At 36.9% G+C, this 20,509-nt stretch carries 17 protein-coding genes and 1 pseudogene; all 18 read left to right on the forward strand.

Features of this window, described 5'->3' with window-relative positions; genetic code table 11:
• Window positions 1–8 precede the first annotated feature (8 nt).
• Complete coding sequence (locus EO92_RS16340; protein ID WP_048173285.1) at window positions 9–785, forward strand: sugar phosphate isomerase/epimerase family protein; 777 nt, start codon at window positions 9–11, stop codon at window positions 783–785.
• 252 nt (window positions 786–1,037) lie between these two features.
• Window positions 1,038–2,483 carry a flippase gene (locus EO92_RS16345; protein WP_235283379.1) on the forward strand — a complete coding sequence of 482 codons (1,446 nt, stop codon included), beginning with the start codon at window positions 1,038–1,040 and terminating at the stop codon, window positions 2,481–2,483.
• Between the two features lie 121 nt (window positions 2,484–2,604).
• Complete coding sequence (locus EO92_RS16350) at window positions 2,605–3,492, forward strand: hypothetical protein (protein ID WP_162197487.1); 888 nt, start codon at window positions 2,605–2,607, stop codon at window positions 3,490–3,492.
• A gap of 526 nt (window positions 3,493–4,018) precedes the next feature.
• Window positions 4,019–5,161 carry a nucleotidyltransferase domain-containing protein gene (locus EO92_RS16355; RefSeq protein ID WP_048173288.1) on the forward strand — a complete coding sequence of 381 codons (1,143 nt, stop codon included), beginning with the start codon at window positions 4,019–4,021 and terminating at the stop codon, window positions 5,159–5,161.
• Complete coding sequence (locus tag EO92_RS16360) at window positions 5,151–6,092, forward strand: hypothetical protein (protein WP_048173291.1); 942 nt, start codon at window positions 5,151–5,153, stop codon at window positions 6,090–6,092. The genes EO92_RS16355 and EO92_RS16360 overlap by 11 nt, the downstream gene beginning before the upstream one ends.
• A 347-nt stretch (window positions 6,093–6,439) precedes the next feature.
• Window positions 6,440–7,204: an FkbM family methyltransferase gene (locus EO92_RS16860; RefSeq protein WP_162197488.1), complete on the forward strand. Its 765-nt coding sequence runs from the start codon at window positions 6,440–6,442 to the stop codon at window positions 7,202–7,204.
• Window positions 7,191–7,865: a methyltransferase domain-containing protein gene (locus EO92_RS16370; protein ID WP_048173294.1), complete on the forward strand. Its 675-nt coding sequence runs from the start codon at window positions 7,191–7,193 to the stop codon at window positions 7,863–7,865. Before EO92_RS16860 ends, EO92_RS16370 begins: the two co-directional genes overlap by 14 nt.
• The gene (locus tag EO92_RS16375) at window positions 7,862–8,848 is read left to right on the forward strand and encodes a polysaccharide deacetylase family protein (RefSeq protein WP_048173296.1); all 987 of its coding nucleotides are present in this window, start codon (window positions 7,862–7,864) and stop codon (window positions 8,846–8,848) included. Before EO92_RS16370 ends, EO92_RS16375 begins: the two co-directional genes overlap by 4 nt.
• 1 nt (window position 8,849) lies before the next feature.
• Entirely contained in the window at window positions 8,850–10,067 is a 1,218-nt protein-coding gene (locus EO92_RS16380) for a glycosyltransferase family 4 protein (protein ID WP_048173299.1), read from the forward strand.
• 389 nt (window positions 10,068–10,456) lie between these two features.
• Window positions 10,457–11,143, forward strand: coding sequence for a GDP-L-fucose synthase (locus tag EO92_RS16385; protein ID WP_304413395.1), 687 nt, complete (start codon window positions 10,457–10,459; stop codon window positions 11,141–11,143).
• Entirely contained in the window at window positions 11,097–11,402 is a 306-nt protein-coding gene (locus EO92_RS18885) for a hypothetical protein (protein ID WP_304413396.1), read from the forward strand. The genes EO92_RS16385 and EO92_RS18885 overlap by 47 nt, the downstream gene beginning before the upstream one ends.
• A gap of 8 nt (window positions 11,403–11,410) precedes the next feature.
• Window positions 11,411–12,193, forward strand: coding sequence for a glycosyltransferase family 2 protein (locus EO92_RS16390; protein WP_048173301.1), 783 nt, complete (start codon window positions 11,411–11,413; stop codon window positions 12,191–12,193).
• 64 nt (window positions 12,194–12,257) lie between these two features.
• Entirely contained in the window at window positions 12,258–13,403 is a 1,146-nt protein-coding gene (locus EO92_RS16395) for a glycosyltransferase (RefSeq protein ID WP_082108247.1), read from the forward strand.
• A pseudogene (locus EO92_RS17325) lies at window positions 13,403–13,633 on the forward strand (IS1 family transposase); the annotation flags it as partial. The gene EO92_RS16395 and the pseudogene EO92_RS17325, both read left to right, overlap by 1 nt.
• Before the next feature lie 48 nt (window positions 13,634–13,681).
• Window positions 13,682–13,918, forward strand: coding sequence for a glycosyltransferase family 4 protein (locus tag EO92_RS16400; protein ID WP_048173305.1), 237 nt, complete (start codon window positions 13,682–13,684; stop codon window positions 13,916–13,918).
• Between the two features lie 216 nt (window positions 13,919–14,134).
• The gene (locus EO92_RS16405; RefSeq protein WP_048173307.1) at window positions 14,135–16,678 is read left to right on the forward strand and encodes an oligosaccharyl transferase, archaeosortase A system-associated; all 2,544 of its coding nucleotides are present in this window, start codon (window positions 14,135–14,137) and stop codon (window positions 16,676–16,678) included.
• A gap of 561 nt (window positions 16,679–17,239) precedes the next feature.
• Entirely contained in the window at window positions 17,240–19,762 is a 2,523-nt protein-coding gene (locus EO92_RS16410) for an oligosaccharyl transferase, archaeosortase A system-associated (protein WP_048173309.1), read from the forward strand.
• A gap of 171 nt (window positions 19,763–19,933) precedes the next feature.
• The gene (hacB, locus tag EO92_RS16415; RefSeq protein ID WP_048137079.1) at window positions 19,934–20,431 is read left to right on the forward strand and encodes a homoaconitase small subunit; all 498 of its coding nucleotides are present in this window, start codon (window positions 19,934–19,936) and stop codon (window positions 20,429–20,431) included.
• The last annotated feature ends 78 nt before the right edge of the window (window positions 20,432–20,509 follow it).

Below are 20,509 nucleotides of genomic sequence, written 5' to 3' on the forward strand. Positions count from 1 at the left end.
GAGTATAAATGAACTTTGGCTTAAAACTCTGGTCCACCAACCAGGATATGCTCCCACAGGCAGAGCAACTGATCAAGAATGATGTATTTCAATACATTGAATTGACTCCAATTCCCGGTACAGAGATCGATGCTTTTCTTTCTTACGACCTGCCCTATACGATTCACATAACAACGGAAAGGCACGGTGTGAACATTGCTGACAGAGATAAAAGAGATTATAACATTAAAACAATTCAGAACTGCATTGAGTGGGCAGATCAACTTAAGGCTAGATACTTGGTTCTTCACCCAGGTTTTGGAAAACTCGATGATGCAATTGAGTTTTTGAGTTATATTTATGACAAAAGAATTTTAATTGAAAATATGCCAAAAATTGGAATATATGATGAAAAAATGGTAGGATACTCGCCAGAAGAGATTGAAAAACTAATGGATAATGGATTTGGACTCTGTTTGGATTTAAATCATGCAATTAAGGCTGCTATAAGTCTTGAACTTGATTATATGGAGTTCGTCAACGAATTTGGCAAGTTTAAGCCATTTTATTATCATGTTTCTGATGGCCACTTGAATCATAGCAAAGATGAACATCTTAACATAGGGGAAGGTGAATACGATTTTAGATTCTTGGTATTTGCTATGATTTCGGGTTCAGAATTCAATTCCATAAGACATATCACTTTAGAAACCCCACGGAGTAATCTTCTAACTTTTGATAATGACCTCCTAAACCTGGAAAAAATTAAATCATTTATCGAGGAACACACGAGTAACCTTTTATAATAGTTGATATACTAGGTATATTTTTCACTCAATTTGAAGAGAATACATTAAATCTATTGTTAAAAACTTTAACTTAGTGGAATCCGTGTGAAAAATGATGATCACAGAGAGCACGGCGTACACAGAGGAAAAATGCTACCATCTCTGTGTCCTTTGTGGTAAATTTGAAAAATGGATTCCTCATATAAAAAAGCGAAAACCAAGTTTACTGATAAAAGCATGTTCAAATTAAACACTTTTTTCTCCCGCATAATGTCCATTGAGCCGATACAGCGACAGAGCATCGTATCGTTTATCTGGCAGATTGCATTCACGTTCATCGGCTTTTTAAGTACAATTTACTTTGCCCACACAGTGGGTGCAAGCGTTCTGGGTGGATACTTCATATTTCTTGCATACCTCGGCATCATTACTCTAATTACAGATGGAGGATTTGGTGAGGCTGCAATCAAGCGTATAAGTGAAGGGGAAGAACAGGATGCTTATTTTAGTGCATTTGTTGTTCTGCGTTCGCTGTTTGTAACGTTGGTTTTAGTGGTGCTTATAATTTTTAGAAGTTATTTCGATGATCTCAACGATTCGGGCATATTTATCTGGTTATTATTGGCACTTATAGTTTCACTGTTACAGGGAGCTGTATCAAGCGGCATAGCAGGATGTGGCAAGATTGGAATACATTCCACAGGTACGTTTATAAATAACATTTCGAGAATAGTTGTTCAGGTAGTTGCGGTTTTTTTGGGTTTTGGTGTTGCCGGCCTTGCTGGTGGTTTTGTTGTGGGGTTGTTTGTCGGCTCTATAGTTCAATTGCGTTTTTTTGATCTTCGTTTTGTACGCTTTGAGTGGAAACATATTAAAAACCTGTCCACATTTTCATTGTGGGTGTTTTTGATCTCAAGTGGGATGGTTGTGTATTCTACTGCAGATACAATTATGTTAGGTTATTATCTTAATAATGCAGATGTGGGTGTGTACCGTATAGTACTGCAGTTCACAGCACTAGCATCATTTGCAACATATGCACTTCGGGGGGCATTGTGGCCAAGGGTCAGTCGCTGGGGAAAGACTGGTGAGATCGGATTGATAGAAGATTCACTATCTCGTGCATTTACATACTCACTTGTTCTAGCCATACCAATGTTTGTGGGTGGGGTTTTACTGGGAGATAAACTCCTGTATTATTTCTATGGTGCGGAATTTGGCCGAGGCTATATGACAATGGTGGTATTGTTCATTGTGCAAGTCGTAAACATATTCCAGTTTTTTTTCACATCATATCTGAGTGCGTTGGATCACCTTCAAGATCTGTTTAATGTTATTGTGGTGGCAGTTGTGGCAAACGTTGCATTGAATGCAATATTTATACCTGTGATAGGTATCGAAGGGGCTGCGCTTGCCACACTTGTTACTATGGGATTAAATGCGATTCTGGCACTGCGGATATTGTCAAAGATACTGACAATAAAGGTGGAATCCGAGAGTTTAATGAATATTTTAAAGGCATCTTTTTTGATGTTGTTATTTGTGGTCGGGTATAGGGCACTTGTGCCGCTTTCCAATGTATGGCTAACACTAGTTCCAGTTGTACTGGGAGGAGGGATCTATGGATTTTTCTTGTTGAAGTTTGATAGGAATATATATAGTGAATTGAAGGGAATTATGATGCAGATGAATTTTATGTGGCCAACGTGGTTGTGATTATTTCAGTCGAATACCCCGAGCTTACGGCGGGTGCGCCAGCGCAACTATAATTAACTATAATTAAAATATTTAAAAAAAACATATGTGAGACTATTGCATGAGGATTATACAAAGCGTTATGGGAAACATAAAAATATTTTTTCAGAACTATGCCACTAATTCTTCACATACATTGTCAGCTGACATCAAAGAATTTTTTGCAACTAATGTCTTGAGCGTAGGGTATTATATATTGTACATCATGCCCCAACGTGAAGATCTTAAAAGAACCAAAGGATTAAAAAATACAAAAAAAGGAAGAAATTGTTTTGTTTTTGCAAATGGACCTTCTATTAAACTAATTGATGTAGACAAAATTAAAAAATATCAAAAGTCCGGATTTGATGTGATATGTATTAATTCATATATGAGTTCTGAAATGGCTAAAATGCTAGTTCCAGATTATTATGTACTTAGTGACCCCATTAGTTTTGGCCTACCCGGTGAAATCGAAGTCGCAGAAGAAGTCGTAAATACCCATAAAGCACAGATTGATCGCCTTAATGAATTGAATATCCCTGTATTTATCCCTGCACAGTTCCATAATTTAAATTTGTTCAAACATTCCTATATTTTCAACGACTTTGAGAACCGATTCACAAATAATATTAATCCCTCTAAACCAAGAGGATATAGAACTTGGACCTCCTATAAAGCTCTTGCAATAGCTTGCCATCTTGGATATGACTCAATCTATATTTGTGGATTAGATAATGATTATTTCAAGATGCTTGAGGTTGACGAAAATAATATTGTTTATTATGAAGATAAACATTATTATGATAAAGGAACAAAACGTAAGCTAACGAATGATTCCAAAGGCATAGGTGATATGTTGTGGTCTGCCTCTTTATCCTTTAAACAATTGTATTTATTTAAAGAGTTTGATATAAGGAATTTAAACAAATATGGTCTTGTTGATGCATTCTCAAAAAAACATGATTTGGATGTATATGTTGATGTTTAAGGAATGATTCAAATATAATATCAAGTTTTTGTTGCCAAGAATGATTATCTGAGGAAATGGAACTATAGATCAATTCCCAAACTGTAAATATGAAGTTATATTTTTATCATTGAGCTCATCCCAAAACCTATTTTATTCCTACATCGGTAAAAATTTCAGAATCATTTTCATTATCTGTAGCTCGATTGATTATTCTAGATTCAAGGTTCAGAGAGCCAATTTTGAGTTTTGGGATCAGCTCATTAATAAATTATTTGATGTCATAAACAAAATAGTAACTGATGGTAAACCTACTTTTGGCATCGGTTAACGAATTTTATGCACAATTTCGAATACCATGCATAGCGATTTTCCGGTATAATTCATAGATATTCACGTAAATGATAATAATTTCTTTGCATTTCGTATCTTAACCGAATCCAAATGGGTAAACCTATAATTGTTTTCGATTAAAAAATTTGTTAGCTAGTTTTTTTTAAATTGAATAGAACAATAAATAAATTAACCAAAATAGTTGGACTGAAATATGAAAAGTAAAATCAATTCACTCCAAAGTATAGAGCTTCGTTTAGCTATCACAAATATAATAAATATGTATTTTAATGACATGTCTGCTAATAAGCTTTATTACATACATCCCAATTACTTTAAACAAACATTTATATTACCAAATATTCCAGATCAATATAAAATTATACTTTTTGAAGAAAATAATAATCAAGACAAAGTTCTTGGAGAATATGAAATATACAAATTAATTAAAAAATATATTGAAAATATAGAATTATCTATTTCAGATAATTCAACTTTACATAAATTTACCCTCACTAAAAGCAAAAATGACAAAGTATGCAACGGGATCTCTAAAATTGTCAATTCATATGAAAGTGAAATAGTTAATAATATCGATTATATAATTCATGGAAGTTACGCAGACAATACATACAATGAATTTTCAGATGTAGACGATATCATATTCTTAAATGAAGGTGTGTTCAAATCCTTTGATAATTTTAAAAAGACAAAACACTTACTTTCTAAATTGAATTTGTATTATCAAAAAGTAGATCCACTTCAGCATCATGGGCATTGGCTATATACATTTTTGGATAAATATGACTATGATCAATCAGTTATGCCTTGCAGTATATTCAATACAGCAATTGCAATTGGAAAAGATGTTACACTTGATTTATATGTAAATAATGATTACAACAATAACTTCGAAAGTATTCTTGAAATAATTGCACAAGAGGTTAAACGGGATACTTTATCATTAATAAATGGGAAATGCAATTTATATTACTTAAAAAATTTAATTTCAGGCATATCATTGTTAGTGCCACTATCTTTTCAAGTAAAAGGCGAGATCTATGATAAAAAAACAGCTATATTAAAGGCACATGAATTGTTTGATGATGAATCTCTAGAGGTGATTCGGTGGGCTACAATGATTCGCCAAAACTGGAAATACATGCAACATTTTGATAAGAATATATATTTTACATATTTGCAAACGATATTTAAGAACAGAAATACTATTGAACACATAACTAAAAAATTCCTACCTAATATAGATCAATCTTTAGTTCCGGGATTTAACGACATTTTCGCAAAAAAAATATTGAATTTTGCTGATAGCTGCTTGGAGCTTAAAAATGAAAATTAAAAATGATCTGGTTAATTTATCAATTAAAGATTATGAAAAATGCCTTCATTACATAGTTAACGAGCTGTCTAGGAATGAAGAAATTGAAGCAATATACCAGTTTGGTAATATAAACTTTCCAGGAATTTCAGACATAGACTTGTTATTCATTGTTAATGATAATTGCAAATATAATAAGGTCTACTCAGAAATAAACACTAAAATAAAAGAAGCTCCAAATAGCGATTATTGTTTTTATCATAAAGCAATCGTTATTACAAAAAAACAATCTAAATACTTGCATTTATTTCACAGTGTAGAGTCATTAAAATTATTAAGTGGCAATGAGCTAAAGTTGAAAGGAAATTTTGATTTACCTCAAATATTAATATGGAACAGCTTCTTTTACCCTATGATTTTTAATTTGATGGGTAAGAATAAAGTTAGTCTAAGATATTTATTATTAATTTTAAACAATGCAGCATATTCTATAAAAGCTAACGATTCTATACATGGAACAAATTACTATCACGAGTATAAAGCTTTAGTAAATAACCTTAGAAATCAATGCATAAAGGAAAACATCGATATTCAAGAAATAAAATATGTTATAGGCAAAGCAAAATATCTTATAAATTTGCAGGAATCCTTGTGGACAACACAATCTACTAGACATAGAACATTGTTTTACTCAAATAAAATTATCAGGTTTGGAGAAAACCTCAAGATTAAAAACATTTATTTCTTAAATTATTATATATTTCCAACAATTTATGGGGTACTGTACTCCATTTTGAATGATGAAAAAAAGTTCTATAAAAATTCAGACTATATGAATTCTTTTATGTATTATAAAGAGAATATGTCAAAAGCTATGCTTGAATTAAAACTGAGTTATTCAGATATATTAGACTTATTCCTTTCTGTAAACTTATTTAATACTAAGGAATGATAAATATCTTTCTGTAAACTTATTTAATACTAAGGAATGATAAAAATATAACTTCAAATTTTCAGTTAGGGAATTGGTCTATAGTTTTCATTTCCCCAAATAATCACTCTTGGCAACAAAAATGAGACTTTTTATTATTTTCTGGGTCTTTGATTGATTACAGTCAATTGCCAGTGGAATTCATGGTAAATTTTGGCGATCCCAGAAGATTTTAAAATGTCTCACAAAAATCCTTGGTATTATATTTGAATCATTCCTAAATAACAATTCTTGGATAGGTCATTATAATGCTACAAATATTAAAAGCACTCTACCATGAAATCAATCGGTTTACATATCCTTTTTTGATGCTCAGATATACACCATTAAGAATATTAGCATCCGTATCTAGATATAAGAAAAACTATGTATGTAAAATTGATAAATATAAAGTAGAAGCACCAGATTTACTATCACTTTATATTGAAAACAAAGATATTTTTGTCAATCAAATTTATGGGTTTACTTCTACTACTGAAAAACCTAGAATACTGGACTGTGGTGGATATATAGGCATGTCAACATTGTATTTCAAGAAAATCTACCCAAAAGCAAGAATCACTACCTTTGAACCTGATCCTAATATATTCCAAATTTTAAAAAGAAATGTTGAAAGAAATAATGTTACAGATGTTGAATTGGTAAATTCAGCCGTTTCAAAAATAGATGGCACCCTCAAGTTTGATGAAGAGGGTTCCGATGGTGGATCTTTGATTGGTTCACATCCCAACAATAAACAAATTAAAGTAAAATCATGTCGCTTATCCTCATATCTAAAAGAACCTGTAGATCTTCTAAAAATGAACATTGAAGGGGCTGAATGGGAAGTATTTCAAGAAATAGAGTATGTAATCCATAATGTCGACCAAATAATTTTTGAATATCACCATTTTACAAATTTAAAGCCACAATTGCATAACATATTAACGTTACTAGATAGAAATGGTTTTAGCTACATAATCAACCATTTTGATTACGAAACAAATGGAGCAGTTAAACCACCCCTAAAAATATCCAAAAGTACAACATATTTCCTATTAGTTCATGCAAGGAAGTTAAATGATAAAAATTAACAAAATATTGAAAAAACCTAACTGGTATAATCTTAGAAAGATGAAACCAATTAGCTGTGTCTTTGGCTTTGACCGTGGACAGCCCATAGATCGATATTTTATAGAATCTTTTCTTGATGAAAATTCAAACTGTATACAAGGAAGGGTACTTGAAATAGCTGATAATGAATATACCCTCAAATTCGGCAAAAATAATGTCACTAAATCAGATGTTCTTCATGCCGTTGAAGGAAATCCTAAAGCTACAATTGTAGGAGATTTAGTTACAGGTGAAGGTCTACCTGAAAATGCCTTTGATTGTTTTATCCTCACACAAACACTACAATTTATTTTTGATATTGACTCTGCAGTTAAAAATGTGGTCAAATGCCTAAAACCTGGAGGAACTGTATTAATAACTGTGGCAGGCATTAGCCAGATTTCTAGATATGATATGGATAGATGGGGTGATTTTTGGCGCTTTACTGATAAATCGCTCAGAATGATTTTTGAGAAATATGTACCTACAGAAAATATTACTGTCAGAACTTATGGCAATATTCTAACATCCATTGCTTTTCTTCATGGATTGGCTGTAGATGAGTTAACTCAAGAAGAAGTTAATTATATTGATAGAGACTATCAAATGGTAATCACTGCTGTAATCAGGAAATCTCTATGACATTAAAAAGCAAGATATATTCTGCAACTTTATCACCAATCCGCTTTACTTGCAATCTCATAAACACCCCTGCAATCATTTTGATATACCACAGAGTAACAACTCTTGAAAATGATCCCCAATTGCTTGCCATTAACCCGGATAATTTTTACAAGCAAATTGAATGGCTGAAAAAAAATTACAACATAATTAGTATAGAAGAGCTCAGTGATCGTTTAAAAGATAAAAAATTACCAGAAAGATCAATCGTAATAACTTTCGATGATGGATATGCAGACAATTATTTAGAAGCTCTGCCTATTTTAGAGACTTTGGAAGCCCCTGCCACTTTTTTTGTCACTACTGGCATAATTGATACTGATAAAGAATTTTGGTGGGACGATCTTGAAAGGGTATTTTTAAGCAGGATAGACCTTCCACCATCTCTTTCCTTAAACGTATCTGGAAATATCTGTAGATTTGATGTTTCTAATCAAAAAAACAAATTGAATACATACAATGAACTGCACCCAATACTTAAGTTTCAGAACCCTTCAAACCGTGATCTTTTGGTTAAATCAATTCTAGATTGGAGCGGGTTAAATTACAAAGGACGTAAGACACATAGAACGATGACCCAAAAAGAAGTAATAAAATTATCCAAAAGTGAATATGCGACAATTGGCGCTCATACTAAATCACATTCACCATTATCAATTTTATCCAAAGAAGAGCAGAGAAAAGATATTATTTCATCCAAGGAACAGCTAGAGAATTGGACAAATAATCAAATTAAATATTTTTCATATCCTTTTGGCTGTAAGAATGATTATAATAAAAATTCCATAGATATTTGCAAAGAACTCAATTTTGATCTTGTTTGTTCCAATTATTATGGGCAAGTACATTCATACTCCAATATATATGAACTTCCACGTTGTTTAATTCGTGATTGGGATTTAAATTTATTTAAAAGTCAAATTAATAAGTATTTTAGGTATTAATATGTATATTGTCCACATAAACACACTCGAGAGTGCTGGTGGTGCAGCAAAATTAGCCTATCGATTAAAAGATTGTTTAAATGAAAGAGGACACAAATCGTGGATGCTGGTAGGAAATAAACAAAGCAAAAACCCAAGTGTAAAACAGCTTTCACGAAACAAATATTTCCAACTTGGTACGAGTATTCTATCTAAAGCAATACTACTGCCTGATTTAATATTTCTAAGTTCATTTAGAATTAAAAATAGATCTGATGTCTTAAATACAGATATTATCAATCTACATAACCTTCATGGCGGGTATTTTAACCTTCTTGCACTTCCAAAATTAACAAAACTCAAGCCTACGGTATACACCCTACACGATATGTGGGCTTTAACTGGCCACTGTGCCCATTCATTTTCCTGTGAGAAATGGCAGACTGGATGTGGAAACTGTCCTGACCTGAAAATCTATCCTTCATTGCGGTATGATAGAACAAACTGGCTCTGGAGTCTCAAAAAGGGTATTTTCAAAAAATCTGAATTTACTGTTGTAACACCCTCAAAGTGGTTGAAGAATAAAGTTGAAAAAAGTATTTTGGGAGATAAAAAAGTTTATTTGATTTACAACGGAATTGATCATAGAATATTCCATCCAATGAATAAAAGAGATGTGAGAAAAAAACTAAACCTTCCGCTTGACAAAACAATTTTGATGTTCAGTGCACACTATGGCATTAAGAATTATTGGAAAGGCGGAGATTATCTATTGGAAGCTCTGAGAAAACTCAATAGAGAAAACCTTGTGTTTTTAAACGTAGGTTCTTCAGGAAAACCTGACAAAAAAATAAAAAATTCCATTGAATGGATTTCAATCCCATATGTTGAAGATGAAACCACAATGGCTGAATATTATGCAGCTTCTGATTTATTTTTATATCCATCACTTGCAGATAATTGTCCCCTTGTAGTATTAGAAGCAATGGCATCCGAGACACCTGTTATTGCATTTGAAACGGGAGGTATTCCAGAGCTAGTAACACATATGGACACTGGATATATTGCAAAATATAAAAATATAGACGATTTTTTAAATGGAATTAATTTGTTTTTGGATGATGGTGATCTTAGGAAGAAAGCTGGATCATCTGCAAGAATGACCGTTGAGGGACATTTCACGTTAGATAAAATGGTTGATTTATATGAACAACTGTATCATAGCTTGTTAATGAAATAATCATGATTCTTGATGTAAAAGCCCACAAAAAACTAAAAAATATGGCTCTTCGCTGTTTTGAGTGGGTTGAAAATAATTGCTTAGTATCTGTCACAAAATAGATTAGGCAAATTTTTAATAAAGTTAATTTTCAATTGGTGATATTGATCTTAAAAATCAAGGCACCAAATTGAAAACTGTGCATAGTTTGTTATGTGACGACTCCTTAGTCAAAAAGTTGCCTTGACAAAGAGAGAAACATCAAGTTTGAATATGATTTTTAACAGCAAATGTTTCTAAATCTTATACATATTACTTCAATATTTAGAAAATGAACGTAAATTACCCACTTGAAACCGCGAAGAGCCAAAAATATGTGGGCATGACAGCTAATTAAGAGAGAATGGGACATGAACACCAACTCCAAAATCTACATCGCAGGTCACCGCGGCATGGTAAGTTCCGCAATCAAAAGAAAACTTGAATCTAAAGGCTATACCAACCTGATTTTTCGCACCCACAGCGAACTCGACCTCACCGACCAGAAGGCTGTAAACGAATTCTTCGAAACTGAAAAACCGGATTACGTATTTCTTGCAGCCGCCAAAGTGGGAGGAATCCTTGCCAACAGCACCTATCCCGCCCAGTTCATCTACGAAAACCTGATGATCGAAGCAAACATCATCCATGCCTCCTACAAATATGGCGTTAAAAAACTGCTTTTCCTCGGTTCTTCCTGCATATATCCAAAGTTAGCCCGCCAGCCCCTCAAAGAAGAATACCTGCTTACCGGCCTCCTCGAAGAAACAAACGAAGCCTACGCAATAGCAAAGATCGTAGGAATCAGGCTCTGCAAACACTACAACCAGCATTACGGAACCAACTTCATTTCAGTTATGCCGACTAACCTGTGCGGGCCAAACGATAATTTTGATCTTGAAACTTCACATGTTATGTCTGCACTGATCAGGAAATTCCATGAAGCCAGGGTGAATAACAAACCTGAAGTAGTCGTATGGGTCACTGGGTCTCCGAAAAGAGAGTTTCTACATGTGGACGATATGGCCGATGCCTGTGTACCTTATGGAAAATTATGATTATTCCGATATAGGAGAATTTGTGAATATCGGAGTTGGAAATGATATCTCAATTAGCGAACTGGCAGAACTGATCAAATATGTGGTGGGCTATGTGGGAGAAATCGTGTACGATGCCTCAAAACCTGACGGCACTCCCAGGAAACTTCTTGATGTGACAAAGCTTAATGAGTTTGGTTGGCAGGCAAAGATTCCTCTGCGTGAGGGAATCAAGCAGGCATACGAACGGTATGTTACCAATTATTATGGCCAAAAATGAGGGATCAAATGGTTGTTTCTTCTAAAAAACCGCTTGTTTCAATTGTGACGTCGTGTATGAACAGTGCAGGGGTTCTCGAGGGGACGATACTCAGTGTCATTAACCAGAAGTATCCGAATATTGAGTACATTATAATCGACGGGAATTCCACTGATGGAACACTTGATATTATAAAGAAGTACGAAAACAAAATTGCAAAATGGGTCAGTGAACCGGACAGTGGCGTTTATGATGGCATGAATAAGGGAATTGCTCGCTCCACCGGGAACATTCTCTACTTTTTAAATGCAGGAGACTATCTGTACAACGATGAAATTGTTGATAAAGTCGTTGAAAAGTTTTTGGATGAATCTGTTGTAGCTGTGTATGGAAATGTTGAAGTGATAAATGATTTCCGAAAAAAAAGAATCGTAAGGGGCTGCAGGGTAACATCCTATAAATTATTGTTCCGACACATCTGCCATCAGACTCTTTTTGTCAGAGGGCATCTTTTCGATGAAATTGGCTCCTTCTCTTACTCCTTTAAACTGGCTGCAGATCATGAATTTATTATAAAGGCGATAAAAAAATACCCGGATAACTTTTTATATATGGATGAGATCCTTGCTAAATATAGGGACGGAGGCATGAGTTGTAAAATGATGGATAGAATGAAACTTGAGGAATTAAGAATACTATCTGATAATTATAATGTCCTTCAATTCCTAGCAGGAGTCCTTGTATGTATCGTAGTCGTTATGAAATACAAAGTGCCTCAGTTATTAAAAATGAAAAGTGCTCGTTTTGAGTAAAAGATTACTTCCATAAACTTGGTATTGAAAAATTATATATCTTTTGAAGTATTTGTTAAAAGGTATGCTCAGTTTGCTGTCTGCATGGCAATTTCTTTTTGCATTCGAAGTTGCCCTTTTTTCTTCTTATACAGTGCTTATGCACCTCTATTCAAAGAAATATGTAAGTGATCCTCTGAAAGCTGAAGTTTTTTCGAAAGGCGGGCATCTCCCTACAATCACACTAATCATACCAATGTATAACGAAGAAAAAGTGATTGAAGAAAAAATTGAAAACACATCTCATCTTGATTATCCTGAAGACAAGCTTGAGGTGATCCTTCTCAATGATCATTCAACAGATCTTTCACAGAGTGTATCAGAAATGAAGATTAAGGGCATCTCATTAAAAAATGCCAGAGTGGTCATGAATCAGGGAGGTAAGGGAAAAGCAAGAGCTTTGAACTGGATATTTCCTTCTCTGAAAAGTGAGATTACCATTATATCTGATGCTGACGCGTTTTTAAAAAGTGATTCATTATTGTGGGTTGTGAACCATTATAAAGACTCGCATATTGGCGGGGTTACGGGAAAAATTGTAATCCTTTCAGATAAAGCAAGGCTTTCTAAATCACAGGAAGACTCCTATCGTTTTTACTTTGATATCTGGAGGCAGGGCGAGAGTCAGATTCAATCAGTTTCCGTGTGTAATGGGCCACTAATGAGTTTCAGAACTGATTTATTGCATAATATAACGATAGATCCTGATGCTTATGCGGATGATTCTGATCTGCTTTTCAAAATTATCGGTCTTGGTTATCGGGTAGTATACGAACCATCTGCCATTGTCTATGAGCGTGTCCCTTTGAGTACGAAGGGACGTATAATCCAGAAAATGAAGCGGATAAATGGTTTAAGAAAGGTATACATAAACAATCTTAACTTGCTCGGGAAAGGTATGTTTGGAAAAATAGTTTTTCCTTATGCACTTATGGTTCATATCGTCTCTCCAATAATCGTTTTATCTCTTACTATTCTTTATCCGTTGGTAGTTTTCAATAACCCTGGATACTTGGGATTTTTAATCTTATTTTTTATACCTAAGTTAGAGAATACCTTGCTGTCTTTTATAATTACTCAATTAATAATGAATTTTTCATTCCTGGTAAAAACAGCTGGTTCATGGGAAGCAATTGAAGATGCAAGATATAATTTAAAGCAAAAAAATTAATTTCAAGGAAAACAATAGGGTTTTCAAAAGTGACAGAATGGTTAGAGTATCAAATTAAGTTATATTACACACATTTTAACTTCTGTAGAGGGCATGGAGGATTAAGGTACAAAGATGAAAGAGGGTTTGAATGCAAAAATACACCTGCAAGAGAGGCAGGGATTATTGAATCAAAGTGGACTTTAAGGGAACTACTTACATTTAGGTGTTTTAAAACATCAAACGTATAACGATGGACCACCGGAGTATTCAATATGCATTAAATTCGAGAGAAGCATATGACCGGTGAAAACAAGAACTCAAATTTATTAGTGCCCTACCTGAGGGCTTCACAGAGCGGAATTGCCCATATCGCCATGTCTTTTGGAAAACCGGTTGTAGTTTCCGAGGTAGGCGGTCTGAAAGAATCGATGGCTGGATATGAAGGTACTTTTTTTGTGCCCCCAGGAAATGTCGAATCCATCCGGGAAGCTGTCCTGAACCTTTTCGGAACTAGTGCTTCGATTCCAAAATAGTTCCATTATTTAGTGGAAAAATGCGTTATCGGCTAATCAATTCAAAAGTCAAGTTTTATACACATATTTCAGAATCGCAGTACTAGTGAGCATTATGAAGCTCCGGATCAAAAATGGGATAAAATTATAAACCGTTACATCGAATTAATACAATCTATTTAATTTCTTTTTCTGTAGTTCTATATTAGTTGCATGTACTTCCTGAAGGGGATTACTATGGTTTCTCAGGATCATCCTGTATCAACATTTAAGTCTAAACTAAAGTCCAGCTTGCCTTATACTCTGGCAGTTGCAGTAATTGGTTTTGTAGCCCTATGGATCCGAACACGTCCTTATGATTCGGTTTTTTTATCCAATGGATTTGTAAGGTTTGGGGGCAACGATCCCTGGTATCATATGCGGACCTTAAATGTTCTCCTTGAAAATTACCCCAACAGGATGTTTTTCAACCCCATGACCAACTATCCTACGGGGAGTTACATCCATTTTGGTCCATTATTCGACCAGATGATGGCTCTTACAGCTCTGTTTCTGGGAATGGGCAATCCCAGTCCTGAGCTTGTTAACTGGGTAGGAGCTTACTTCCCCGCAGTGCTTGGAGCCCTTACCGTCATTCCCGTATACTATATCGGAAAATATCTCGGAGGCCATAAAACAGGGATACTGGCTGCAATTTTAATCGCTTTTGCTCCAGGACAATTTTTGTCCCGTTCAATGATCGGCTTTACAGACCACCATGTAGCTGAGTCTCTATTCAGTACCCTTTTTATCATGTTTTTCATGCTGGCATTGATCACTGCAAAGAGAACAAAGCTAAGTTTTGAATATGTAGCTAATAAAAAATTTGATGCCCTGAAAGAGCCTCTGGTATATTCCGTTTTTGCCGGGGTCATGTATTCAGCTTATCAGCTTTCGTGGCCTGGAGCTTCTCTTTTTTTATTGGTCGCTCTGGTTTATACCGTGATCCAGTATATCCTTGATAATTTCCATGGCGAGTCAAGTGACTACCTCGGGCTCACAGGCATAATCACATTCTTAGTAAGTACACTACTTATACTCCCGTTTGTCCATCCTGAAATGGGCTTTTCGATGTACTATTACTCCTGGTTCCATGTAATTACAGCTTTCGGAGCAGTAGTGTGTTTTGCAGCTTTGAGTTTTATTGAAAGAGAGTTCAAAAAAAGAAACTTAAAGGCTTATTATTATCCTCTGGCAATACTCGGAATTGGTGGTGTGGGGCTTATTGCAGCCAAAATTGCGGCCCCAGCCCTTTACTCGCTGGTCATAAGTGCTCCTCATTCAATTTTCGGGATTCAGACCGGCGGGCCTTCAACAATTGGTGAAGTTTCCTCTATATTTTACTTCTCTGAAATATTTTCTTTCGATAAGGTTTATGAATATTTTACAGCTCCTGCTTTCTTCGCTTCGATCGCAGGAATGATTCTCCTGACAATAAGTCTCATCCGGAAGCCGAAACCTGAAGAATTGCTGGCTCTGGTATGGGGGCTTCTCATATTCATGGCAATTTATGGCCAGAACCGTTTTGCATATTATTATTCTGTGAATATTGCGGTTCTGGGTGCTTATTTAGGAGGTCGGTTCCTTGATCTTGTAAAATGGGGCTGGCTCGAAGAAAGCTTCCGGGCTAATGTAAAATCGCTTAAAGATTTGCCAAATTTCTTCAAATTTGTAAAAATAGAACAGGTCTTTGCAGTCCTTACCATATTCCTGGTGCTGGTTCTCCCGGAGTACGGCGCTGCAATAAAGTATACAACAGGCACGGGAGGTCCCAACGGTCCATGGATTGAATCCACTCTCTGGCTTCGCTATAATACTCCTGACCCGGGAATGGACTACAACGACATTTACGAAGCTCCTGAGAACGGCGAACTCTTCCAGTATCCGGATACTGCTTATGGGGTCATGTCCTGGTGGGACTATGGGCACTGGATTGAAACGATCGGGCACAGAATGCCAAATGCCAATCCCTTTCAGGCTGGAATAGGAGGCCGAAGAGGAAGTCTAGAAGACGAAAACATGCCGGGAGCTTCCACTTTCTTCACCGCTCCGTCGGAAGAAGAAGCAACAGCAGTCCTTGAAGCCGTTCACCCGGATCCAGACAAAGCCGGAGCCAGATACATTGTATCCGACATAGAAATGGCTTCTTTATTTAATGGAAAAGTTAACCCAAAATTTATGCCTATGGTTACCTGGACCCTTGATGAAGAAGGGTACTATGCCCAGTACCGGGTAGGTGCCAACTTACAACTCCTGCCGACAATGCGTTATTACGACTCAATGGAATCCAGGCTTCACTTCTTTGACGGGAACGGTATGAAGCAGTATCGCCTGGTTCACGAGTCCTGGGCGGGCCAGAGTGACGAGGCCGGGTACAAACAGGTTTATAATTCCCTTTTCGGAGGAAGGATCCCTGAGGTAGATACAGGGTATGTTAAGATTTTCGAATATGTTAAGGGTGCAAAAATAACCGGAACTGTCTCTCCGAACGAGGCGGTTAATATAAACACGACAATTCTAACGGGTCAGGGAAGGACCTTTGACTATTCCCAGTCGACAACTTCGGATTCTGAAGGCAGGTATGAATTTACTGTGCCCTATTCAACCGAAGGCCCTATTCCAGGGGAAACACAGTTCGACACTGCTCCGACAGGTGCTTATGTCGTAAGCTACGGGGGTACGACTAAAGAAGTAAGGGTAAGTGAAGAAGCAGTATTAACAGGAGACGAAGTAAAGGTCTGAATCAGTCTGAAGCATGCGGTTTGGCACTCGACTGAATTTTTACTCCTTCTCTTACCTTCCACTTTTTACGGCTCTATTACTCGGGGTTTTTTGAAGGAGCCTGTCACATTTTATAGACCATTTAATTATTTCTTCTATTTGTCCGTTATTTAGATATACTATTAAAAAAGTTACTTTAGAGGTCTAGGGTTTCTCAAAGTGTAATTGTGCATATTGCACGTCTTTTTAAAAATGGGTTACTATATCTGAGGGAGATGTCTTGAAAAAAATCGATGGTCACTATGTAATTACTATATACTATGAAGGAACTTTTTATCCCTTCAGGATTAGTGGATCCATCCAGAAAGCTGTTTGAGTCAGTTTTGCGGCGAGAGCGTTGAAGTTCTATCAAAAGTAAAATTAAAATCATAAACCGTTGCATTTGAATCAATTTGATTTTTCTTCTGACATAAATCTTATATTACCTAAATTATATATCATATAAATTGTATCTCAGGCTAATTATATATTATATATATTATAAATTTATTTGCCAAAATGTGCCTCCCGAAGGAGATTACTATGAGTTCTCAGGATCGTCCTGTATCATCTTTTAAGTCTAAAATAAAATCCAGCTTGCCTTATACTCTGGCAGTTGCAGTAATTGGTTTTGTAGCCCTATGGATCCGAACACGTCCTTATGATTCGGTGTTCCTATCCAACGGGTTTGTAAGGTTCGGGGGTAATGACCCCTGGTACCATATGCGGACTTTAAATGTTCTGCTTGAAAATTACCCCAACAGGATGTTTTTCAACCCCATGACCAACTATCCTAAGGGGAGTTACATCCATTTTGGTCCATTATTTGACCAGATGATGGCTCTTACATCTCTGTTTCTGGGTATGGGCAATCCCAGTCCTGAACTTGTTAACTGGGTAGGGGCTTACTTCCCCGCAGTGCTTGGAGCCCTTACTGTCATTCCTGTCTACTATATTGGAAAACATCTCGGGGGACGTAAAACAGGCATACTGGCTGCAATTTTAATCGCCTTTGCTCCAGGGCAATTTTTGTCCCGTTCAATGATGGGTTTTACAGACCACCATGTAGCTGAGTCTCTATTCAGTACCTTTTTCATCATGTTTTTCATGCTGGCATTGATCTCTGCAAAGAAAAAAGGACTGCGTTTCGAGCATGTAATTACTAAAAATTTCAGTATCCTGAAAGAGCCTTTAATATACTCAGTTATGGCCGGGGTCATGTATTCAGCTTATCAGCTTTCGTGGCCTGGAGCTTCTCTTTTCTTATTGGTCGCTCTGGTTTATGCCGTGATCCAGTATATCCTTGATAACTTCCATGGTGAGTCAAGTGACTACCTCGGGTTTACGGGTATAATCGCATTTTTAGTAAGCTCCATACTTATACTTCCCTTTGTCCACCCTGATATGGGTTTCTCAATGTATTATTATTCATGGTTCCATTTTGCCACCGCTATTGGAGCAATGGCAGGTTTTATAGCATTGAGTTTTATTGAGAGGGAGTTCAAAAGTAGAAATATAAAAGCCTACTACTATCCTCTGGCAATACTCGGAATTGGTGTTGTGGGACTGGTCGCAGCCAAAATTGCGGTTCCTTCCCTTTACTCGCTGGTCATAAGCGCTCCTCATTCAATTTTCGGGATCCAGACAGGCGGTCCTTCAACAATTGGAGAAGTATCCTCAATATTTTACGGCAGTGGGGTTTTTACCCTATCAAAAGTCTTTGGGAATTTTACAGCTTCAGGTTTCTTTGCTTCTCTCCTTGGGATTCTTTTCCTGACTGCAAAACTCTTCAGAAAGCCGAAGCCTGAAGGAGTACTGGTTCTTGTCTGGAGCTTTTTAATCCTTCTTACCATCTACGGCCAGAACCGTTTTGCATACTATTATTCCATTAACGTAGCAGTTCTCAGTGCTTATGTAGGAGGCCTGCTGCTTGAAAAGGTAAAATGGAAAGAACTCGATGAAAAGTTCAGTTCCGATGTAAAATCTCCTGCAGATTTCCTGAATATCCTCAAGTTTATTAAAATAGAACAGATAGTTGCGGTTCTGGCTATAGCAGTCATTCTTATTTTCCCCGTATACGGTTCCGCAATGGAAATGACAAAAGGTACTGGCGGGCCCAACGGACCCTGGATCGAAGCTACCACGTGGCTCCAATCCTATACTCCTGACCCGGGTATGGATTACAATGCAATCTATGAAGCTCCCGAGGCCGGAGAACTTTTCGATTACCCGGATACTGCGTACGGAGTTATGTCCTGGTGGGACTACGGTCACTGGATCGAAACGATCGGGCACAGAATTCCAAATGCAAATCCTTTCCAGGCTGGAATTGGAGGGCGCAGGGGGGGCATAGACGAAGAGAACCAGCCCGGTTCTTCCACTTTCTTTACAGCCCAATCCGAAGAAGAAGCAACTGCAGTGCTTGAAGCCGTCCACCCTGACCCGGATAAAGCCGGAGCCCGTTATATTATCTCAGACGTCGAAATGGCCACAGGCAAGTTCTATGCGATGACAGCCTGGACCCTTGATTCCGAAGGATACTATCAGTCTTACTGGACAGGGAGCGGATATCAGTCCCTGCCAAGTACCCGCTACTTCAACTCAATGGAATCAAGGCTGCATATTCTGGACGGAAACGGCCTGAAGCAGTACCGGCTAGTCCATGAGACCTGGGCATATCAGACTCAGGAAGTAGGGTATAAACAGGTGTACAACTACCTCTTTGGAGGCAGTATTCCTGAGGCAGATACTGGTTATGTCAAAATTTTCGAATATGTTAAGGGTGCAAAAATAACCGGAACTGTTTCCCCGAACGAGACTGTTAATATAAACACGACAATTCTAACGGGCCAGGGAAGGACCTTTGACTATTCCCAGTCGACAACTTCGGATTCCGAAGGCAGGTACGAGTTTACTGTACCCTATTCAACCGAAGGTCCCATTTCCGGGGAAACCCAGTTCGATACTGCTCCTGCAGGTGCTTATGTAGTAAGTTACGGGAATACGACTACAGAAGTAAGGGTAAGTGAGGAAGCAGTATTAAATGGAGACGAAGTAAAGGTCTAAAGTAGGACCCACAGTTAAAATTAAAGTCTAAAACAGTAAGATGTGCGGTTCAGTTCCTCCTGCACATCTGCTTTTCCTTCCAATTTTTACTTTTTTTACTGTACTTTTTTCTTTCACATATCCGCCACTTAGATATACTATTAAAAAAACCTACTTCACAGGTGATTCGTGATGGAAAACCCTATCATAGGCCGAGTCTGGAAATTCGGAGACGATGTCGATACCGATGTGATTATCCCGGGGAAATACCTGAGGACCAAGGACATGCAGGTCTTTGCGGCCCATGCCATGGAAGGCATTGATCCTGAATTCGCTAAAAAGGTGAAAGAGGGAGACATCATAGTCGCGGGAAACAATTTTGGCTGCGGCTCATCCCGGGAACAGGCCCCCCTTGCGCTCAAGTATGCGGGAGTATCCTGTGTTGTGGCAAAGTCCTTTGCAAGAATCTTTTTCAGAAATGCGATTAACGTGGGGCTGCCCCTGATGGAGGCTGATGTTGAGTGCCAGGAAGGGGACGAGATCGAAGTTGACCTGCTCAAAGGCGAGGTCCGAGTTCCCGGAAAAGAGGTGTTCAGAGGAAACAAACTGCCTGACTTCCTGCTCGATATGCTCACAGACGGCGGACTTGTTGCCCATAGAAAAAAAGTACAGAGCCAGCAGAATGAATAATAACTGCTTAAGAAAAAATAATAACTGCTTAAGTAAGAATAATAATTGCTTAATAACAGTAACGAACTTGATTGAGCA

Source organism: Methanosarcina sp. 2.H.A.1B.4 (genome assembly GCF_000979385.1).
GTDB lineage: Archaea > Halobacteriota > Methanosarcinia > Methanosarcinales > Methanosarcinaceae > Methanosarcina.

Excerpts from the sequence above, each read along its gene's own strand:
- EO92_RS16340 (WP_048173285.1), top strand. The coding sequence starts at position 9 with ATGAACTTTGGCTTAAAACTCTGGTCCACCAACCAGGATATGCTCCCA.
- EO92_RS16345 (WP_235283379.1), top strand. The coding sequence starts at position 1,038 with ATGTCCATTGAGCCGATACAGCGACAGAGCATCGTATCGTTTATCTGG.
- EO92_RS16350 (WP_162197487.1), top strand. The coding sequence starts at position 2,605 with ATGGGAAACATAAAAATATTTTTTCAGAACTATGCCACTAATTCTTCA.
- EO92_RS16355 (WP_048173288.1), top strand. The coding sequence starts at position 4,019 with ATGAAAAGTAAAATCAATTCACTCCAAAGTATAGAGCTTCGTTTAGCT.
- EO92_RS16360 (WP_048173291.1), top strand. The coding sequence starts at position 5,151 with ATGAAAATTAAAAATGATCTGGTTAATTTATCAATTAAAGATTATGAA.
- EO92_RS16860 (WP_162197488.1), top strand. The coding sequence starts at position 6,440 with ATGCTCAGATATACACCATTAAGAATATTAGCATCCGTATCTAGATAT.
- EO92_RS16370 (WP_048173294.1), top strand. The coding sequence starts at position 7,191 with ATGATAAAAATTAACAAAATATTGAAAAAACCTAACTGGTATAATCTT.
- EO92_RS16375 (WP_048173296.1), top strand. The coding sequence starts at position 7,862 with ATGACATTAAAAAGCAAGATATATTCTGCAACTTTATCACCAATCCGC.
- EO92_RS16380 (WP_048173299.1), top strand. The coding sequence starts at position 8,850 with ATGTATATTGTCCACATAAACACACTCGAGAGTGCTGGTGGTGCAGCA.
- EO92_RS16385 (WP_304413395.1), top strand. The coding sequence starts at position 10,457 with ATGAACACCAACTCCAAAATCTACATCGCAGGTCACCGCGGCATGGTA.
- EO92_RS18885 (WP_304413396.1), top strand. The coding sequence starts at position 11,097 with ATGTGGACGATATGGCCGATGCCTGTGTACCTTATGGAAAATTATGAT.
- EO92_RS16390 (WP_048173301.1), top strand. The coding sequence starts at position 11,411 with ATGGTTGTTTCTTCTAAAAAACCGCTTGTTTCAATTGTGACGTCGTGT.
- EO92_RS16395 (WP_082108247.1), top strand. The coding sequence starts at position 12,258 with ATGCTCAGTTTGCTGTCTGCATGGCAATTTCTTTTTGCATTCGAAGTT.
- EO92_RS16400 (WP_048173305.1), top strand. The coding sequence starts at position 13,682 with ATGACCGGTGAAAACAAGAACTCAAATTTATTAGTGCCCTACCTGAGG.
- EO92_RS16405 (WP_048173307.1), top strand. The coding sequence starts at position 14,135 with ATGGTTTCTCAGGATCATCCTGTATCAACATTTAAGTCTAAACTAAAG.
- EO92_RS16410 (WP_048173309.1), top strand. The coding sequence starts at position 17,240 with ATGAGTTCTCAGGATCGTCCTGTATCATCTTTTAAGTCTAAAATAAAA.
- hacB (WP_048137079.1), top strand. The coding sequence starts at position 19,934 with ATGGAAAACCCTATCATAGGCCGAGTCTGGAAATTCGGAGACGATGTC.